This window comes from Micromonospora sp. LZ34 (assembly GCF_052981855.1).
Window position 1 is genome coordinate 103973 of record NZ_JBRIQN010000011.1, and the last position, 12542, is coordinate 116514.

The window sequence follows — 12542 nt, forward strand, 5'->3', positions numbered from 1 at the left end:
GTGGACGATGCGGACGGGTACTTCGGCGAAGAGGTGGCGGCCCGGTACGACGACCCGGCGTCGGAGATGTTCCGGCCGGAGGTGGTGACCGCCGCGGTCGACGTGCTGGCGGAGTTCGCCGGCGGCGGTCGGGCCCTCGAACTGGGCATCGGGACGGGACGCGTCGCGCTGCCGCTGGCCCGGCGCGGGGTTCCGGTGCACGGCATCGACCTGTCCCGCGCCATGGTGGCCCGGCTGCGCGGCAAGCCCGGCGGCGACGCGATCGACGTGACGATCGGCGACTTCGCCACGACCCGGGTGGACGGGACGTTCACCCTCGCCTACCTGGTCTTCAACACGATCATGAACCTGACCACCCAGGAGGCCCAGGTCGCCTGCTTCCGGAACGTCGCGGCCCACCTCGCCCCCGGCGGCTGTTTCGTCGTCGAGGTGATGGTTCCCGACCTGCGCAAGCTGCCACCCGGGCAGGACGTCGTCCCGTTCCACGCCAGCCCCACCCGGTGGGCGTTCGACCGCTACGACGTCGCCACCCAAGAGATGAGCTCGAACTACGTGGAGGTCGTCGACGGGCGGGGCCGGTACCGGTCGATCCCGTTCCGGTACGTGTGGCCGGCCGAACTGGACCTGATGGCCCAGCTCGCCGGATTGCGCCTGCGGGAGCGCTGGGACGGCTGGGCGCGGCGACCGTTCACCAGCGAGAGCGCCGGGCACGTGTCGGTCTGGGAGAAGCCCGCCGGCTGACCCCGGCGGCCGTCAGGCCCGCGCGCCGCCGAGGCCGAGCAGCACGGCCAGGCCCAGGGCGCTGCGTGGGGCGTACGGCACCCGCCACAGCCCGCCGTGCGCCGCGCCGTACGCCTCGTCCTGCCACGGGTGCGGCTGGGCGGGCCCGCCGGTGCGCAGGTCGTGCACGAGCAGCGCGGCCATCAGGGTGTTGCTGGTGGCCGGCTCGAACACCTCGATGCCGAACCGGTGCGCGCCCGCGTACGCGGCGGCCAGCGCCCGGTTGCGCAGCACCGAGCGGGTGCGGGTGGGCGGCGCGACCTTGAACGACACGGTCGACCCCGCCTCCCGGGCCACCGTCGCCCGCCACCGCTGCAACCGCTTCGCCAGCGCGTAGTTGGGGCCCTGCTGGGGGACGAGGCTGTCGTTGATGCCCGGGTCGGCGTCCGGCGGGTAGTTGCGGTGCAGCAGCCGGCCGCCGGAGGCCAGCCGCAGCGACCGGCGGACGACGCCGCGGGCCGCGTAGCCCCGCTCGGCGTGGCGTACCGCGTCGCCGGGGACGGCGAAGACGTCGGTGGGGGTGGCCAGGAAGGCCAGCGCCACGTCGTCGCGCCGGTCCTGCAGGTGGCGGGTGAGCGCGTCGACCGCAGTGGCGACCCGGACGTTGGTGGCGCCGTCGGCGTAGACGTAGTTGCCCAGCACCAGCCGGCCGTCGACGCCGAGCAGCCAGTCGGCCACCTGCGGCAGCCGGTGCAGCAGGTCGGCGCCGGCATGGTCGGCCAGCGCGGCGTCGTCGGCGTCGGTGCCGGCGGGCACCGGCAGGTGCAGCCGCCCACCGAAGCGGCGGGTGGTCTGCAGCAGCCGCCGCCAGAGCTCCGGCCGCGGCAGGTCGACCGCGATCACCTCGCCGCCCCAGCGCAGCACCGACGGCAGCGGCCCCATCTCCGCGCCCGCGCCGAGCACGACCACGCGCTGGTCGCGCAGGTCGAGCCAGTCCGGATTGGCCGCGACGGCGCGTACGGCCTCGGCGCAGGACGGCTCGACGACGCCGGCGCCGACCCAGGCGTCGAGCCGGCGGAGCAGGTCGTCGCCGCGCAGCCGCCCGCCCCGGTACGGCAGGGACAGTTCGCGTTCCACCTCGCCGGCGCCGGTGACCGTCGCCGTGCCCAGCGGCGCGACGCCGGTGGCGGCGCCGAAGACGTCGGCCAGGCCGACCTCGGCGCCGTCGTCGCGCACCACGGTCATCCGGCGGTGCAGCGAGGCGAGCCCGTCCCGGGCGATGGTCACCGCGGCGTCGCGGGAGAGCAGACCCGCCTCGACGAGCCGCCGGAAGTGCCCGAGGTAGCCGTGCCGCCAGTTCGTCTCGTGCTCCGCCGAGCGGGCGCCGACCGGGTCGACGGCGCGCAGCGCGTCGGCGACGACCGCGCGACCGAGCGCGGAGGTGCTGCGCCCCGCGTCGGTCTTCGGGAACACCACGCCGGTCGGACCCTCCACGGCCACCGCCCTCCCGCACCGGCCCGTCGGGCCGCCCTCGGTCTTCGGTGCCACTCTGCCGCACCCGCCGTCGCCGCGCAGCGCCGGGCCGACCCCGTTCGCGCTGCCGGGCCGGCCGGCGGAGAATGGCCCGGTGACGATGCCGTTTCCCTCGCCCACCGTCCCGGCCGCCAACCGTACCGAGGTGTTCCTGCGCTACCTCGACTACTTCCGGGAAAGCCTGCTGGCCAAGGTCTCCGCGCTGCCCGAGGAGGAGGTGCGCCGTAGCCGGCTGTCGTCCGGCTGGACGCCGCTGGAGCTGGTCAAGCACCTGCGGTACGTGGAGCTGCGCTGGATCGAATGGGGGTTCCAGGGCCGCGACGTCGCCGAGCCGTGGGGCGACCGCCGCGGTGACCGCTGGCACATCGCGCCCGAGGAGACCCGGGAGGACCTGGTGGCGGCGCTACGCGCGCAGGGCGCGCACACCAGCGCGGTGGTGAGCGGCAACGACCTGGCGGCGGTCGGCGCGCCGGGCCCGCGGTGGGAGGGCGCCGACCCGGCGACCCTGGAACGGGTGCTGTTCCACCTGCTCCAGGAGTACGCCCGCCACCTCGGGCACCTGGACATCGTCGCCGAGCTGGCGGGCGGGCCGACGGGGGAGTGACCCGCGGCCGGCCGCGACGCACGGCGGTCGCCGGCTCAGCCGCGGTGGCGTACCTCGGTGTCCCAGATCTGCGCCCACGGGCGCCGCAGCCCGCGGCAGACCCAGATCGGGCCGCCGTTCTCGTCGTTGTCCACCTCGACCCGCTGGTCCACCTGCCCGGCCAGGGTGACCTCGGTGAACCAGCCGCGCAGCCGGTCGGGGCGCTGCCATCCGACGGCGATCACCACGTCGGCGCTCTCCGGCGGGCGGCCGAAGTCGGCCATGCTGTTGTGTCCGGAGTAGGCGGCGGGCAGGCCCCGGGCCGGCCCGTAGCGGGCCACCGCGCCCGCCTCGCCGTAGTTGCCGGTGAAGACCACGGCCCGCGCGCGCTCCTCGGCGGGGAGGCCACGGTGGACGGTGGCGAGTGAGTCGGCGAACGCGGGCCAGCCGATCGTCTCGCCGGCGTCGTAGTTGACCGCGACCACGAAGTCGGGCAGCTGCTGCGGGGGCAGGGTGGGCAGCAGCAGCACCGCGCTGCCGGCGACGGTCAGCGCAGCGCCGGCCGCCAGCAGGCCGCGCCGCCAGCGGGCCCGGGCGGCCCAGCCGGCGGCGACCACCGCGCCGGCGGCGGTGAGCACCAGCAGCAGTGGCGCGTCGTAGTAGCCCTTGCCGCCGGCGACCAGCACCACGGTGACGACCACCAGCCACGCCCAGGCCACCGCCCGGTAGGCCCGCCACGCCGGCCGGCGCAGCAGCGCCACCAGCCCGGCCACCCAGATCGGCACCGCGTACGGGCTGATGATGACGAACTGCAGGATGAGGGCGTCGAGACGACCGCTGTAGGAGCTGTCCCCGTCGGCGATCGAGGCGGCCACCGACAGCTGCGGGAACCCGTGGCTGGCCTGCCAGATCAGGGTGGGTGCGGCGAGCACCGCGGCCAGCGCGGCGGCAGCGAGCACCCACCGGTCGCGCAGCAGCCGGCGTGGCCCGGCGACGGCCACCCCGGCGAGCAGCCCGGCCGCGAGCAGGGCGGGCAGCAGCTTGTTGAGCATCCCGACGCCGAGGGCCAGCCCGACGCCGAGCGCCCAGCGGCTGTCGCCGGTGCGCAGCAGCCGGACCGCGCACCACGCCGCGGTCAGCCAGACCAGCAGGTCGACGGTGGTGGTGCTGAGCAGGTGCCCGGGAGCGAGGACGATGCCGGAGGTGGCGGCGAGGAAGGCGGCGAAGGTCTGCCCGCCCTGCCGCGCGCCGAGTTCCCGGGCGATCGCCGCGGCGAGCAGCACCGCGGCGCCGGCGATCAGCGCCGACGGCGTGCGCAGCGCGAGCAGGCTGCCCGGGGCCACGGTGTCGGTGAGCCGGGCCAGCGCCGGCACCAGCGGGCCCTGGTCGACGTAGCCCCAGTCGAGGTGCCGGCCGCAGAGCAGGAAGTACAGCTCGTCGCGGTGGTAGCCGTAACGGGTGGCGAGCAGCAGCAGCACCGTGGTCGTGGCGGCGGCGACCAGCCACGGGCCGCGGGCGCGCGGACCGGTTGCGGGCGGGTGGTCCGGCGCGGTCGGCTCAGCGGGGGCCCGGGCGGCGGCGTCGGTGACGGGTTCGGCCACCCGCTCATCATCACCCGCCGATACCACCGAGTGCTGCCCCGCGGCGCGGGCTGACGGGGAGCGGTGCGGCCGGGCAGGATGGACGGATGAGAGCTGAGCCGATCGACCTGGCGACCGCGCTGGCCGGGTTCACCCAGCTGTGGAGCCCGCGGATCGTCACCCGGGTCAACGACTATGACGTGCGGATCGCCAAGGTGGCCGGCGAGCACGTCTGGCACACCCACGACGACACCGACGAGTTCTTCCTGGTCCTGGAGGGAGAGTTGCGCATCGCGCTGCGCGACGCCGACGGCGGCGCCGAGCGCGAGGTGGTGCTGCCGCGCGGGTCCGTCCACGTCGTACCGCGCGGGGTGGCGCACCGACCGTCGTCGGCGGCCGGCGCGTCGATCCTGATGTTCGAGCCGTCCGGCACGTCCAGCGTCGGGGACCGGCACGACCCGGTCCCCGACCACGTGGACGCCACCACCGGGCACCCGCTCTGAGTCAGCGCGCGGCAACCGCGAGGTCGTCGCGCGGCGCCGGGGTCGTGGTCAGCCGGCGGACGCCGGGCACGGCGGCGGTGCCCGCGCAGGCGACGAGGACCAGCAGGCCGGCCGCGAGCAGCGGCGCGGGTTCGCCGAACGCCCGCGCCGCGACCGGTGCCAGGGCGTAGCCGAGCGGCATCGCGCTCAGCGAGACCAGCCAGTCGTACGAGGTGACCCGGGCGAGCACCTGCGGCGGAAACTGGTGCTGCACGACGGTCTCCCAGACCGGGTTGAGGAAGCCGAGGGCGGTGAGCGCCAGGCCGTAGGCGGCGATCACCAGCGGGGCGGGCGCGGCGACGGCCAGCAGGGCCAGCGGGGCTGCGTAGCCGGCCAGGGCGAGGTTGGCGAGCAGCACCGGGCGGCGGGGCCGGATCCGCGCGGCCAGCAGCGACCCGGTGAGCATGCCGACCGCCCCGGCCTGCAGCAGCAGCACCCAGACGCCCTCGCCGCCGAGGCGGTGTACCGCGACCGCGGGGCCGAGGGTCATCAGCACGGCGGCGGCGCCGTTCCACACCCCGTGGGCGACCAGGCTGGTCCAGTACCAGTCCCGCGCGCGGACCTCCTGCCAGCCGTGCACCAGGTCGGCAAGGACGGTCCGTTTCGGCACGGGGACGTGGCGGACCCGGATGACGGCGAGGAGCAGCGCGCTGATCGCGAACGTCGCGGCGTCGAGGATGAACGCCCAGCCCGGTCCGGCGGCCCAGATCAGCGCACCGGCCAGGGCGGGGCCGGCGAGGCGACTGGCGTTGGCGGTGACGCCGAGCAGGGCGTTGGCCGGCTGGCGCTGAGCCGCGTCGACGGTCCCGGCGACCAGGGGGGAGGCGGTGGGTATGGCGAACGCGCTGGCGCCGCCGCCGACCGCGGCGGCCACCGCGATGGTGGCCAGCGATGCCCCGCCGAGGAGTTCGAGGCCGACGACGAGTTGCGCGAGGCAGCGCACCAGGTCGGCGAGGATCGCCACACGGCGGGCGTCGAGCCGGTCGGCGAGCACGCCGCCGAGCGGGAGCAGCAACAGTCGGGGCACCATCGCGCAGGCCAGTACGAGGGCGAGCGCCGAGGTGGAGCCGGTGGCCCGGAGCACGGCCAGGGCGAGGGCGGCGGGCACGACGGCGTCGCCGACGGCCGAGACGGTACGGCCCAGGAAGAGCAGCCGGAAGGAATGGACGCGGAGGGGATGGGTCACCGGGACAGGTTACTTCGACATCGAACCTTTCGACAACGAATATTTCGGCATTGACGTATGCTCGCCGGCATGACCGCCCGCGACCATGTCGACCGGCACGTCGAGCGCTGGCTGCCGGTGCTGCCCGACCTTGACCCCGACGTCGAGGGCGCGGTCACCCGAATGCAGTTCCTCACCCGGCACCTGCGCGCGGTGAAGCAGCGGGTGCTGGCCGAGCTGGACCTGCAGCGGCACGAGTACGACACGCTGCACGTGCTGGCCGGCCGCGGCGGCCGGGCCGCCCCCTCCGACCTGGCCCGCGACCTGGCCATGGCGCCCGCCTCGGTGACCGCCCGGGTGGACACGCTGGCCCGACGGGGGTTCGTGCAGCGCATCCCGTCGGCCACCGACCGACGCCGGGTGGACGTGGAGCTCACCGACGCCGGCCGGGCCGCCTGGCAGGGGGCGATGGACGTACGCGGCACCGAGGAGCACCGGCTGCTTGCCGCCCTCGAACCGGAGCAGCGGCAGCTGCTGGCCGACCTGCTGCGCCGGGTGGTGCTGGTCGCCGAGCGGCCCGCCGACTGACCGGCGGAAATCGCCTGGCGCCGCCGGTACGCCCGCTGGCAGGGTGGCCGGCATGATGGCCCAGGTGCTGGCGGGAGCGCTCGCCGACGACGTACGACGACAGGTCTTCGCGGCGATCGTGCTCGGCGCGGCCGACGCGGCCGCGGTGGCCGGTCGCACCGGGCTGGCCGCGCGGCCGGTCGTCACGGCGATCCGCCGGCTGCGCGACGCCGGCCTGGTCGCCGGCGACGACGGTGACCTGCGGGTGGACGCCGAGCGGCTGCGCGAGGCGGCCCGCACCGATCCGCCGGCGCGGCCGGCGGAGGAGCCGGAGCAGAAGATCCTGCGGACGTTCCTGCGCGACGGGATGCTGGTCGCCCTGCCGGCGCAGCGCGGCCGGCGCCGGGTGCTGCTCGCGCGCATCGCCGCCGCCTTCGAGCCGGGCGTGCGCTATCCGGAGCGGGCGGTGGACGACACGCTGCGCGCCTGGTGCGCCGGCGGCGGATCGGACCACGTCACTCTGCGGCGGTACCTGGTCGACGAGCACCTGCTGGCCCGGGAGCAGGGCGTCTACTGGCGCACCGGCGGCTGATCGTCCGTCGGCGAAACGATCCCGCCGGGGAACATCTTGTTAGCCTCGGCGCATGACCTCGTGTTCGCCCGGTGGCACCCGGGACCTGATGTTCCTGCTCTCCTGGGCCAGCCACGCGCTGACCGGCGAGCACGCCGCCGGGCTGGCCGAACTGGGCATCTCACCCCGGGCGCACTGCGTGCTGCTGATGGCCCGGCCCGGCGGGCTCACCCAGCGGCAACTCGGCGAGCGGTGCGGGATCGACAAGACCACCATGGTCGTGACGCTGGACCAGTTGGAGGCCGCCGGCCTGGTCCGCCGCCGGCCGTCGCCGAGCGACCGGCGGGCCCGCCTGGTGGAGGTCACCCCGGAGGGCGAGAAGGTGCTGCACCGGGCGCAGGAGATCGCGGCGCGCATCCAGCGGGACGTGCTCGCCGCGCTGCCCGAGGCCGACCGCGAGGTGTTCCTGCGGTCGATCGAGGCGCTGGTGGCCGGGCGGCTGGCGGGCAGCGGCGCGTGCGGTCCGGGCAGCCGCCCCGGATTTTAGTTCCGACAGAGATAGTTCCGATCGAGACGATCTGTTACGGTCTCAGTTGTTCGCGTCCCCGACCGAGGAGCAACCATGACCGTGACCGCGTCGCCCGCCACCACCCCTGCCTCATCCCTGCGTCGCCGCGCCCTCGGCGTGGCCGCCGCCGTCGTGGCCTGCGTGCTCATCTGGGCCGCCGGCGCGGTCGCCGGGGTCGACTACACCGTCCGGAACCCGGGGCAGCCGGCGATGGTGCTCGGCCCCGCCGCGATCATCACGGTGTCGCTCGGCTCGGCCCTGCTGGGCTGGGCGGCGCTGGCCGTCCTGGAGCGACTGACCCGGCGGGGGACCGCGATCTGGACGGTGCTCGCCGTGGTGGTGGCGCTGCTCTCGCTCCTCCCGGTCATCGCCACCGACGCCACCGGCGGCGCCAAGGTCGCCCTGGGCGCCATGCACCTGGCGGTGCCGGCGGCGCTGATCGCCCTCCTGCCGGCCCGCCGTCGCTGACCGCCCGACGAGGTGCGGTGCCGGCGCAACCACGGCGCCGGCGCCGCGCCGCCCGAAATCCGTTGACCCCCGGGCGAGGATCAACTCGTGACGACGCCCACCCGGGTCGGTTGGACGACCGGTCCCGCCCGCCCCGACCAGCCCGACGCCGCGGCCCTGCTCGAGGAGTACTTCGAGGAGATGGTCCGCCGCTATCATCGCCGCCCCGCGCGCCCGGGTGAGGTGGCCGCCGCGATGGCCGACTCACCCAGCCACGACCTGGCCCCGCCCACCGGGATCTTCCTGATCGCGACCTACCGGGGCCGCCCGGCCGGCTGCGCCGGGCTGCGGCTGCGGCCCGACTGGGCCGAACTCACCCGGGTCTACGTCCGCCCCGGGCACCGGGGCCGGGGCGGCGGTGCCGCCCTGCTCGCTGCGGTCGAGCAGCGCGCCCGCGCCGCCGGGGCCGACCGGATCCGGCTGGACACCCGCGGCGACCTGGTCGAGGCCCGCGCCCTGTACGCCCGGCACGGCTACGTCGAGATCCCCGCCTTCTCCGCCGACCGGTACGCCGAGCACTGGTTCGAGAAGCTCCTGCCCCGAACTTGACGACCGTCGTGTCCCGCGCTATCACAGAAGAGGAAGTTGAGCCATCCAGACTCAACCTGACACCTTCGGCCAGGAGAACCGAGGAGGCACGACCATGCTGATGCGCACCGACCCGTTCCGCGAGATCGACCGGATCACCGAGCAGTTCTTCGGCACCACCGCCCGCCCGGCGATGATGCACATGGACGCCTACCGCGACGGCGACTACTTCTACGCCGCGTTCGACCTGCCCGGCGTCGACCCGGACAGCATCGACTGCACCGTGGAGCGCAACGTGCTGACCGTCCGCGCCGAGCGCCGCCGGCCCACCGGCGACAACGTCGAGCTCGTCGCCGCCGAGCGCCCGATGGGCACCTTCAGCCGGCAGCTCTTCCTCGGCGACACGCTCGACACCGACAAGCTCGAGGCGGGTTACGACAACGGCGTGCTGACGCTGCGCATCCCCATCGCCGAGCGGGCCAAGCCGCGGCGGATCAGCATCACCGCCAACGGCAACGGCCGCAAGCAGATCAACGCCTGACCGCCTGCGGGGGCGGGGCGGCGCGACCGGCCCGCCCCCCAGCGCCCGGCCGCCGGCGTGCCGCCCGCCGCCGGGCTCCGCGGCGCGCGTCAGGTCGCCGGCGCGTAGATCTCGGCCAGCGCCCGCGCGGTCCCGACGAACCGCTCCCGCAGTTCCGCCGGCGCCAGCACCTCCACCTCGGCGCCGAGCTTCAGCAGCTCGATGTGGCCGTGCTTGACCGACTCGATCGGCACCGTGGTACGCAGCCAGCCGTGCTCGTCCGGCGCGCTGGCCGCCGCCCGCGCGGCCCGGCTCATCGCCGGTGGGAAGACGTACCCGGCCAGGTCCAGCGCCGCCGCCGTCATCCGCACCGTCGCCTCGGCCCGGTAGACGCCGCGCTCGTAGCGGTCGGCGTACTCCTGCCAGCAGCGGCCCAGGTCGAAGTCGTCCGGCCGGTCGAAGCGCTCGTCGAGGACGGTCAGGTCGAGCACCGCCCCGACCCGGTAGGTGCGCACCTCGCCGCCGGCGTCGGCGAGCAGGTACCAGCGGCCGGCCTTGAGCACCACGCCCAGCGGGGCGAGCACCCGGGTCACCTCCCGGGGCGCCTTCCACCGCCGGTAGCGCACCTCGACCCGGCGGTCCTCCCACACCGCGCGGGCCAGCGCGGCCAGGTGCGGGGTCGGCTCGGGTTCCCGGAACCAGGTCGGCGCGTCGAGGTGGAACCGCTGCCGGATGCGCTCGCCCCGGTCGGCCAGCTCCGCCGGCAGCGCGGCGCGCAGCTTCAGCTCGGCGGTGGCGAGCACCGAGCCGAGTCCCAGCTCGGCCGCCGGGCCGGGCATGCCGGTGAGGAACAACGCCTCGGCCTCGTCGGCGGTGAGCCCGGTCAGCCGGGTGCGGTAGCCGTCCAGCAGGCGGTACCCGCCGGCCGGCCCCCGGTCGGCGTAAACCGGGACACCGGCGGCGCCGAGCGACTCGACGTCGCGGTAGACGGTACGCACCGACACCTCCAGCGCGTCGGCGAGTTCCTGCGCGGTCATCCGGCCCCGGGTCTGCAGGAGCAGCAGCAGGTTCACCAGCCGACTCGCGCGCACCGCCCGACGGTACCCCCGGCCGGCGGTCCCGGCGGCGGCCGGGGAGACCGCGCTGTCGGGAACCGGTCGGGCGCGCCTCATCCCGATTCCCACCCGGGGCTGAGAACCTTTTTCACATGCTCTTCTCGGACACCCCGGTGCTGCCCGGCCCGTCGGCCCCGCCCGCCCTACCGGGCGGACCCACCGACTTCACCGAGGCGTGGCTGCGCAACCGGCGGCTGAGCGAGCACACCCGGGACGCGTACCGCCGGGACATCGCCGGCTGGCTCGCCTGGTGCGCCGCCCGCGAGCTGGACCCGCTGCGGGCGAACTTCCTGCACGTCAACGAGTACGCCCGGACGCTGGAGTCCACGCTGGCGGTCCGCAGCGGCCGCCCGCTGACCCCGGCCACCGTCGCACGCAAGCTCTCCGCGCTCTCCAGCTGGTACGACTTCCTGGTCAAGCTGCGCGCTGTCGACGCCAACCCGGTGGCCGGCGCGGACCGGCCGCGCATCGACCGGGACCACTCGGCCACCGTCGGGCTCACCCCGCAGGAGGTGGACGCGCTGCTCGCCGCCGCCGAGGCGGACACCGGGCCGACCGCCGTGCGCAACCGCGCCACCATCGCGCTCCTGGCCGATCTCGGGCTGCGGGTCGGGGAGCTGGTCTCGCTGGACCTGGCCGACCTGGGCGCCGAGCGGGGGCACCGCAGCGTCCGGTTCGTCGGCAAGGGCGGCAAGGCCCGCCGCCGGGCGCTCACCCCGGGCACCGCGTACGCGGTGGACGCCTACCTGGCCCAGCGGGCCGCCGCCCAGGGGATGCCGGTGACCGAGCTGGCCGGGCCGCTGCTGGTCACCGCCAGCGGCGCCCGGCTCGACCGGCACTCGGTGTTCCGGTTGGTGCGCCGGCTGGCCCGGACGGCCGGGATCCCGGCCTGGGCGAAGCTGTCGCCGCACTCGCTGCGGCACGCCTTCGCCACCACCGCCCGCGCTGAGGGCGTCCCGCTGGAGGACGTCCAGGACGCGATGGGCCACGCCGATCCCCGCACCACCCGCCGCTACGACCGGGACCGGCACAACCTGGACCGGGACCCGGCGTACGTGATCTGGGCGGCCCGGGCCCGCCGCCGCGGCTGACGGCCCGGGCCGGCGACGGGTTCAGCCCTGGGGGCGGGGGCAGATGCAGAACGGCTGCCCGATCGGGTCGACGAGAACCACCCACCGCCCGTCGCCGGGCTGGAACTCCGGCTTCGACGCGCCCGCCGCCACGAACTCCTTCTCGGCCAATGCGAGGTCGTCGACGTACAGGTCGAGGTGGTAGCGCTTGCCGCCGGAGGCGTCCGGCCAGGACGGCGGGCGGTAGCCCGCCACCAGCCCGAAGCCGATGGCCACGCCACCGCCCGAGATCATGGCGTACTCGGGCTGGCTGTGGGTGATCTCCCAGCCGAGCACCCGGTGGTAGAAGGCGGCGTGCGCGGCCGGGTCGGCGCTGTCGAGGTTGACCATGGCGAGGTCGGCTGTCACTGTCATGCCCGCCAGCCTGCCGCGGGTACCTGACATCCTCTGGCAGGTACCCGCGACGGAGTTACGGCTCGGCGGGGGTGAGCCGGCGGCTCAACGCGCCGACGCCCTCGGGGGTGCCGGCGACGAGCAGGGCGTCACCGTGCGCGAGCCGGTGTTCCGGCCCGGGCGCGGTGATCGTCCGCCCGTCCCGGATCACGGCGACCACGGTCACACCGGGGACGTCCGCGACCACGTCGCGCAGGGCACGCCCGCCGTGCGGCGAGACGGCGGTGACCGGCACCGCGGCGACGGTCAACGACCCGGTCCGCTGCTCCAGGTCGGGGACGTGGTCGATGGTGGCGACCGGGTGCAGCAGTTCCGCCAGTTCCCGTGCCTCGGCGGGGGTGAGGGTCAGCGACCGCTCGACGGTGTCCGGGTCGCCGGGCGCGTAGAGGAGCAGATCGCGGCGCCCGCCGTGGTGGTGCAGCACGCCGAGCGACCGTCCCTCCACCGTGTGCAGGGTGTAGCCGATCCCGATGCCGGGCAACGCGGTGCGTTCGATCTGCATGGTCATCTCCTCTTCGCT

The 12542-nt window shown here is 75.5% G+C and carries 16 protein-coding genes; 10 read left to right on the forward strand and 6 right to left on the reverse strand.

The genetic code is table 11. The annotated features are described in order from the left end of the window. Positions 1–741 (forward strand): class I SAM-dependent DNA methyltransferase, encoded by a 741-nt coding sequence (locus ACVCAH_RS14785; protein WP_447136688.1) that lies wholly within the window; start codon positions 1–3, stop codon positions 739–741. Positions 742–753: 12 nt separating this feature from the next. Here the strand turns inward: ACVCAH_RS14785 and ACVCAH_RS14790 are convergent, their stop codons facing one another. Continuing rightward, positions 754–2214: a hypothetical protein gene (locus ACVCAH_RS14790; RefSeq protein ID WP_447136689.1), complete on the reverse strand. Its 1461-nt coding sequence runs from the start codon at positions 2212–2214 to the stop codon at positions 754–756. 139 nt (positions 2215–2353) lie between these two features. Here ACVCAH_RS14790 and ACVCAH_RS14795 point away from each other — a divergent pair, with 139 nt between their 5' ends. Further along, positions 2354–2857, forward strand: coding sequence for a DinB family protein (locus tag ACVCAH_RS14795; protein ID WP_447136787.1), 504 nt, complete (start codon positions 2354–2356; stop codon positions 2855–2857). A gap of 35 nt (positions 2858–2892) precedes the next feature. Here ACVCAH_RS14795 and ACVCAH_RS14800 read toward each other — a convergent pair whose 3' ends face one another. Beyond that, positions 2893–4437 carry a glycosyltransferase family 39 protein gene (locus tag ACVCAH_RS14800; protein WP_447136690.1) on the reverse strand — a complete coding sequence of 515 codons (1545 nt, stop codon included), beginning with the start codon at positions 4435–4437 and terminating at the stop codon, positions 2893–2895. A gap of 86 nt (positions 4438–4523) precedes the next feature. Here ACVCAH_RS14800 and ACVCAH_RS14805 point away from each other — a divergent pair, with 86 nt between their 5' ends. Then, entirely contained in the window at positions 4524–4919 is a 396-nt protein-coding gene (locus ACVCAH_RS14805) for a cupin domain-containing protein (protein WP_447136691.1), read from the forward strand. 1 nt (position 4920) lies between these two features. Here ACVCAH_RS14805 and ACVCAH_RS14810 read toward each other — a convergent pair whose 3' ends face one another. Next, complete coding sequence (locus tag ACVCAH_RS14810; protein WP_447136692.1) at positions 4921–6144, reverse strand: MFS transporter; 1224 nt, start codon at positions 6142–6144, stop codon at positions 4921–4923. Between the two features lie 69 nt (positions 6145–6213). On the opposite strand from ACVCAH_RS14810, the gene ACVCAH_RS14815 reads away from it, so the two are divergent. The 6 genes from ACVCAH_RS14815 to ACVCAH_RS14840 all read left to right on the forward strand — a co-directional run bounded on the left by ACVCAH_RS14815 (position 6214) and on the right by ACVCAH_RS14840 (position 9405). Further along, positions 6214–6711: a MarR family winged helix-turn-helix transcriptional regulator gene (locus ACVCAH_RS14815; RefSeq protein WP_447136693.1), complete on the forward strand. Its 498-nt coding sequence runs from the start codon at positions 6214–6216 to the stop codon at positions 6709–6711. A 52-nt stretch (positions 6712–6763) separates the two neighbouring features. Then, positions 6764–7282, forward strand: coding sequence for a DUF2087 domain-containing protein (locus tag ACVCAH_RS14820; protein WP_447136694.1), 519 nt, complete (start codon positions 6764–6766; stop codon positions 7280–7282). Between the two features lie 52 nt (positions 7283–7334). Then, positions 7335–7808, forward strand: coding sequence for a MarR family winged helix-turn-helix transcriptional regulator (locus tag ACVCAH_RS14825; protein WP_447136695.1), 474 nt, complete (start codon positions 7335–7337; stop codon positions 7806–7808). A 75-nt stretch (positions 7809–7883) separates the two neighbouring features. Beyond that, positions 7884–8297 (forward strand): DUF6069 family protein, encoded by a 414-nt coding sequence (locus ACVCAH_RS14830; protein WP_447136696.1) that lies wholly within the window; start codon positions 7884–7886, stop codon positions 8295–8297. A gap of 87 nt (positions 8298–8384) precedes the next feature. Next, complete coding sequence (locus tag ACVCAH_RS14835) at positions 8385–8885, forward strand: GNAT family N-acetyltransferase (RefSeq protein WP_447136697.1); 501 nt, start codon at positions 8385–8387, stop codon at positions 8883–8885. Positions 8886–8979: 94 nt separating this feature from the next. Beyond that, positions 8980–9405, forward strand: coding sequence for an Hsp20/alpha crystallin family protein (locus ACVCAH_RS14840; RefSeq protein WP_447136698.1), 426 nt, complete (start codon positions 8980–8982; stop codon positions 9403–9405). Between the two features lie 89 nt (positions 9406–9494). Here the strand turns inward: ACVCAH_RS14840 and ACVCAH_RS14845 are convergent, their stop codons facing one another. Beyond that, positions 9495–10475, reverse strand: coding sequence for a helix-turn-helix transcriptional regulator (locus ACVCAH_RS14845; protein WP_447136699.1), 981 nt, complete (start codon positions 10473–10475; stop codon positions 9495–9497). Between the two features lie 116 nt (positions 10476–10591). Between ACVCAH_RS14845 and ACVCAH_RS14850 the strand changes: the two genes are divergently transcribed. Beyond that, positions 10592–11590, forward strand: a complete 999-nt coding sequence (locus tag ACVCAH_RS14850) for a tyrosine-type recombinase/integrase (protein ID WP_447136700.1) — start codon at positions 10592–10594, stop codon at positions 11588–11590. A 21-nt stretch (positions 11591–11611) separates the two neighbouring features. Here the strand turns inward: ACVCAH_RS14850 and ACVCAH_RS14855 are convergent, their stop codons facing one another. Together ACVCAH_RS14855 and ACVCAH_RS14860 are read right to left on the reverse strand one after the other, a co-directional pair. Continuing rightward, positions 11612–11983: a VOC family protein gene (locus ACVCAH_RS14855; RefSeq protein WP_447136701.1), complete on the reverse strand. Its 372-nt coding sequence runs from the start codon at positions 11981–11983 to the stop codon at positions 11612–11614. Between the two features lie 55 nt (positions 11984–12038). After that, positions 12039–12524 carry a cation:proton antiporter regulatory subunit gene (locus ACVCAH_RS14860; protein WP_447136702.1) on the reverse strand — a complete coding sequence of 162 codons (486 nt, stop codon included), beginning with the start codon at positions 12522–12524 and terminating at the stop codon, positions 12039–12041. Positions 12525–12542 lie beyond the last annotated feature (18 nt).

What these genes read in the sequence shown, in the direction of transcription:
- ACVCAH_RS14840 (WP_447136698.1), top strand. Translation starts at nt 8,980, where the DNA reads ATGCTGATGCGCACCGACCCGTTCCGCGAGATCGACCGGATCACCGAG.
- ACVCAH_RS14830 (WP_447136696.1), top strand. Translation starts at nt 7,884, where the DNA reads ATGACCGTGACCGCGTCGCCCGCCACCACCCCTGCCTCATCCCTGCGT.
- ACVCAH_RS14815 (WP_447136693.1), top strand. Translation starts at nt 6,214, where the DNA reads ATGACCGCCCGCGACCATGTCGACCGGCACGTCGAGCGCTGGCTGCCG.
- ACVCAH_RS14855 (WP_447136701.1), bottom strand. Translation starts at nt 11,983, where the DNA reads ATGACAGTGACAGCCGACCTCGCCATGGTCAACCTCGACAGCGCCGAC.
- ACVCAH_RS14850 (WP_447136700.1), top strand. Translation starts at nt 10,592, where the DNA reads ATGCTCTTCTCGGACACCCCGGTGCTGCCCGGCCCGTCGGCCCCGCCC.
- ACVCAH_RS14805 (WP_447136691.1), top strand. Translation starts at nt 4,524, where the DNA reads ATGAGAGCTGAGCCGATCGACCTGGCGACCGCGCTGGCCGGGTTCACC.
- ACVCAH_RS14860 (WP_447136702.1), bottom strand. Translation starts at nt 12,524, where the DNA reads ATGCAGATCGAACGCACCGCGTTGCCCGGCATCGGGATCGGCTACACC.
- ACVCAH_RS14795 (WP_447136787.1), top strand. Translation starts at nt 2,354, where the DNA reads ATGCCGTTTCCCTCGCCCACCGTCCCGGCCGCCAACCGTACCGAGGTG.
- ACVCAH_RS14820 (WP_447136694.1), top strand. Translation starts at nt 6,764, where the DNA reads ATGATGGCCCAGGTGCTGGCGGGAGCGCTCGCCGACGACGTACGACGA.
- ACVCAH_RS14825 (WP_447136695.1), top strand. Translation starts at nt 7,335, where the DNA reads ATGACCTCGTGTTCGCCCGGTGGCACCCGGGACCTGATGTTCCTGCTC.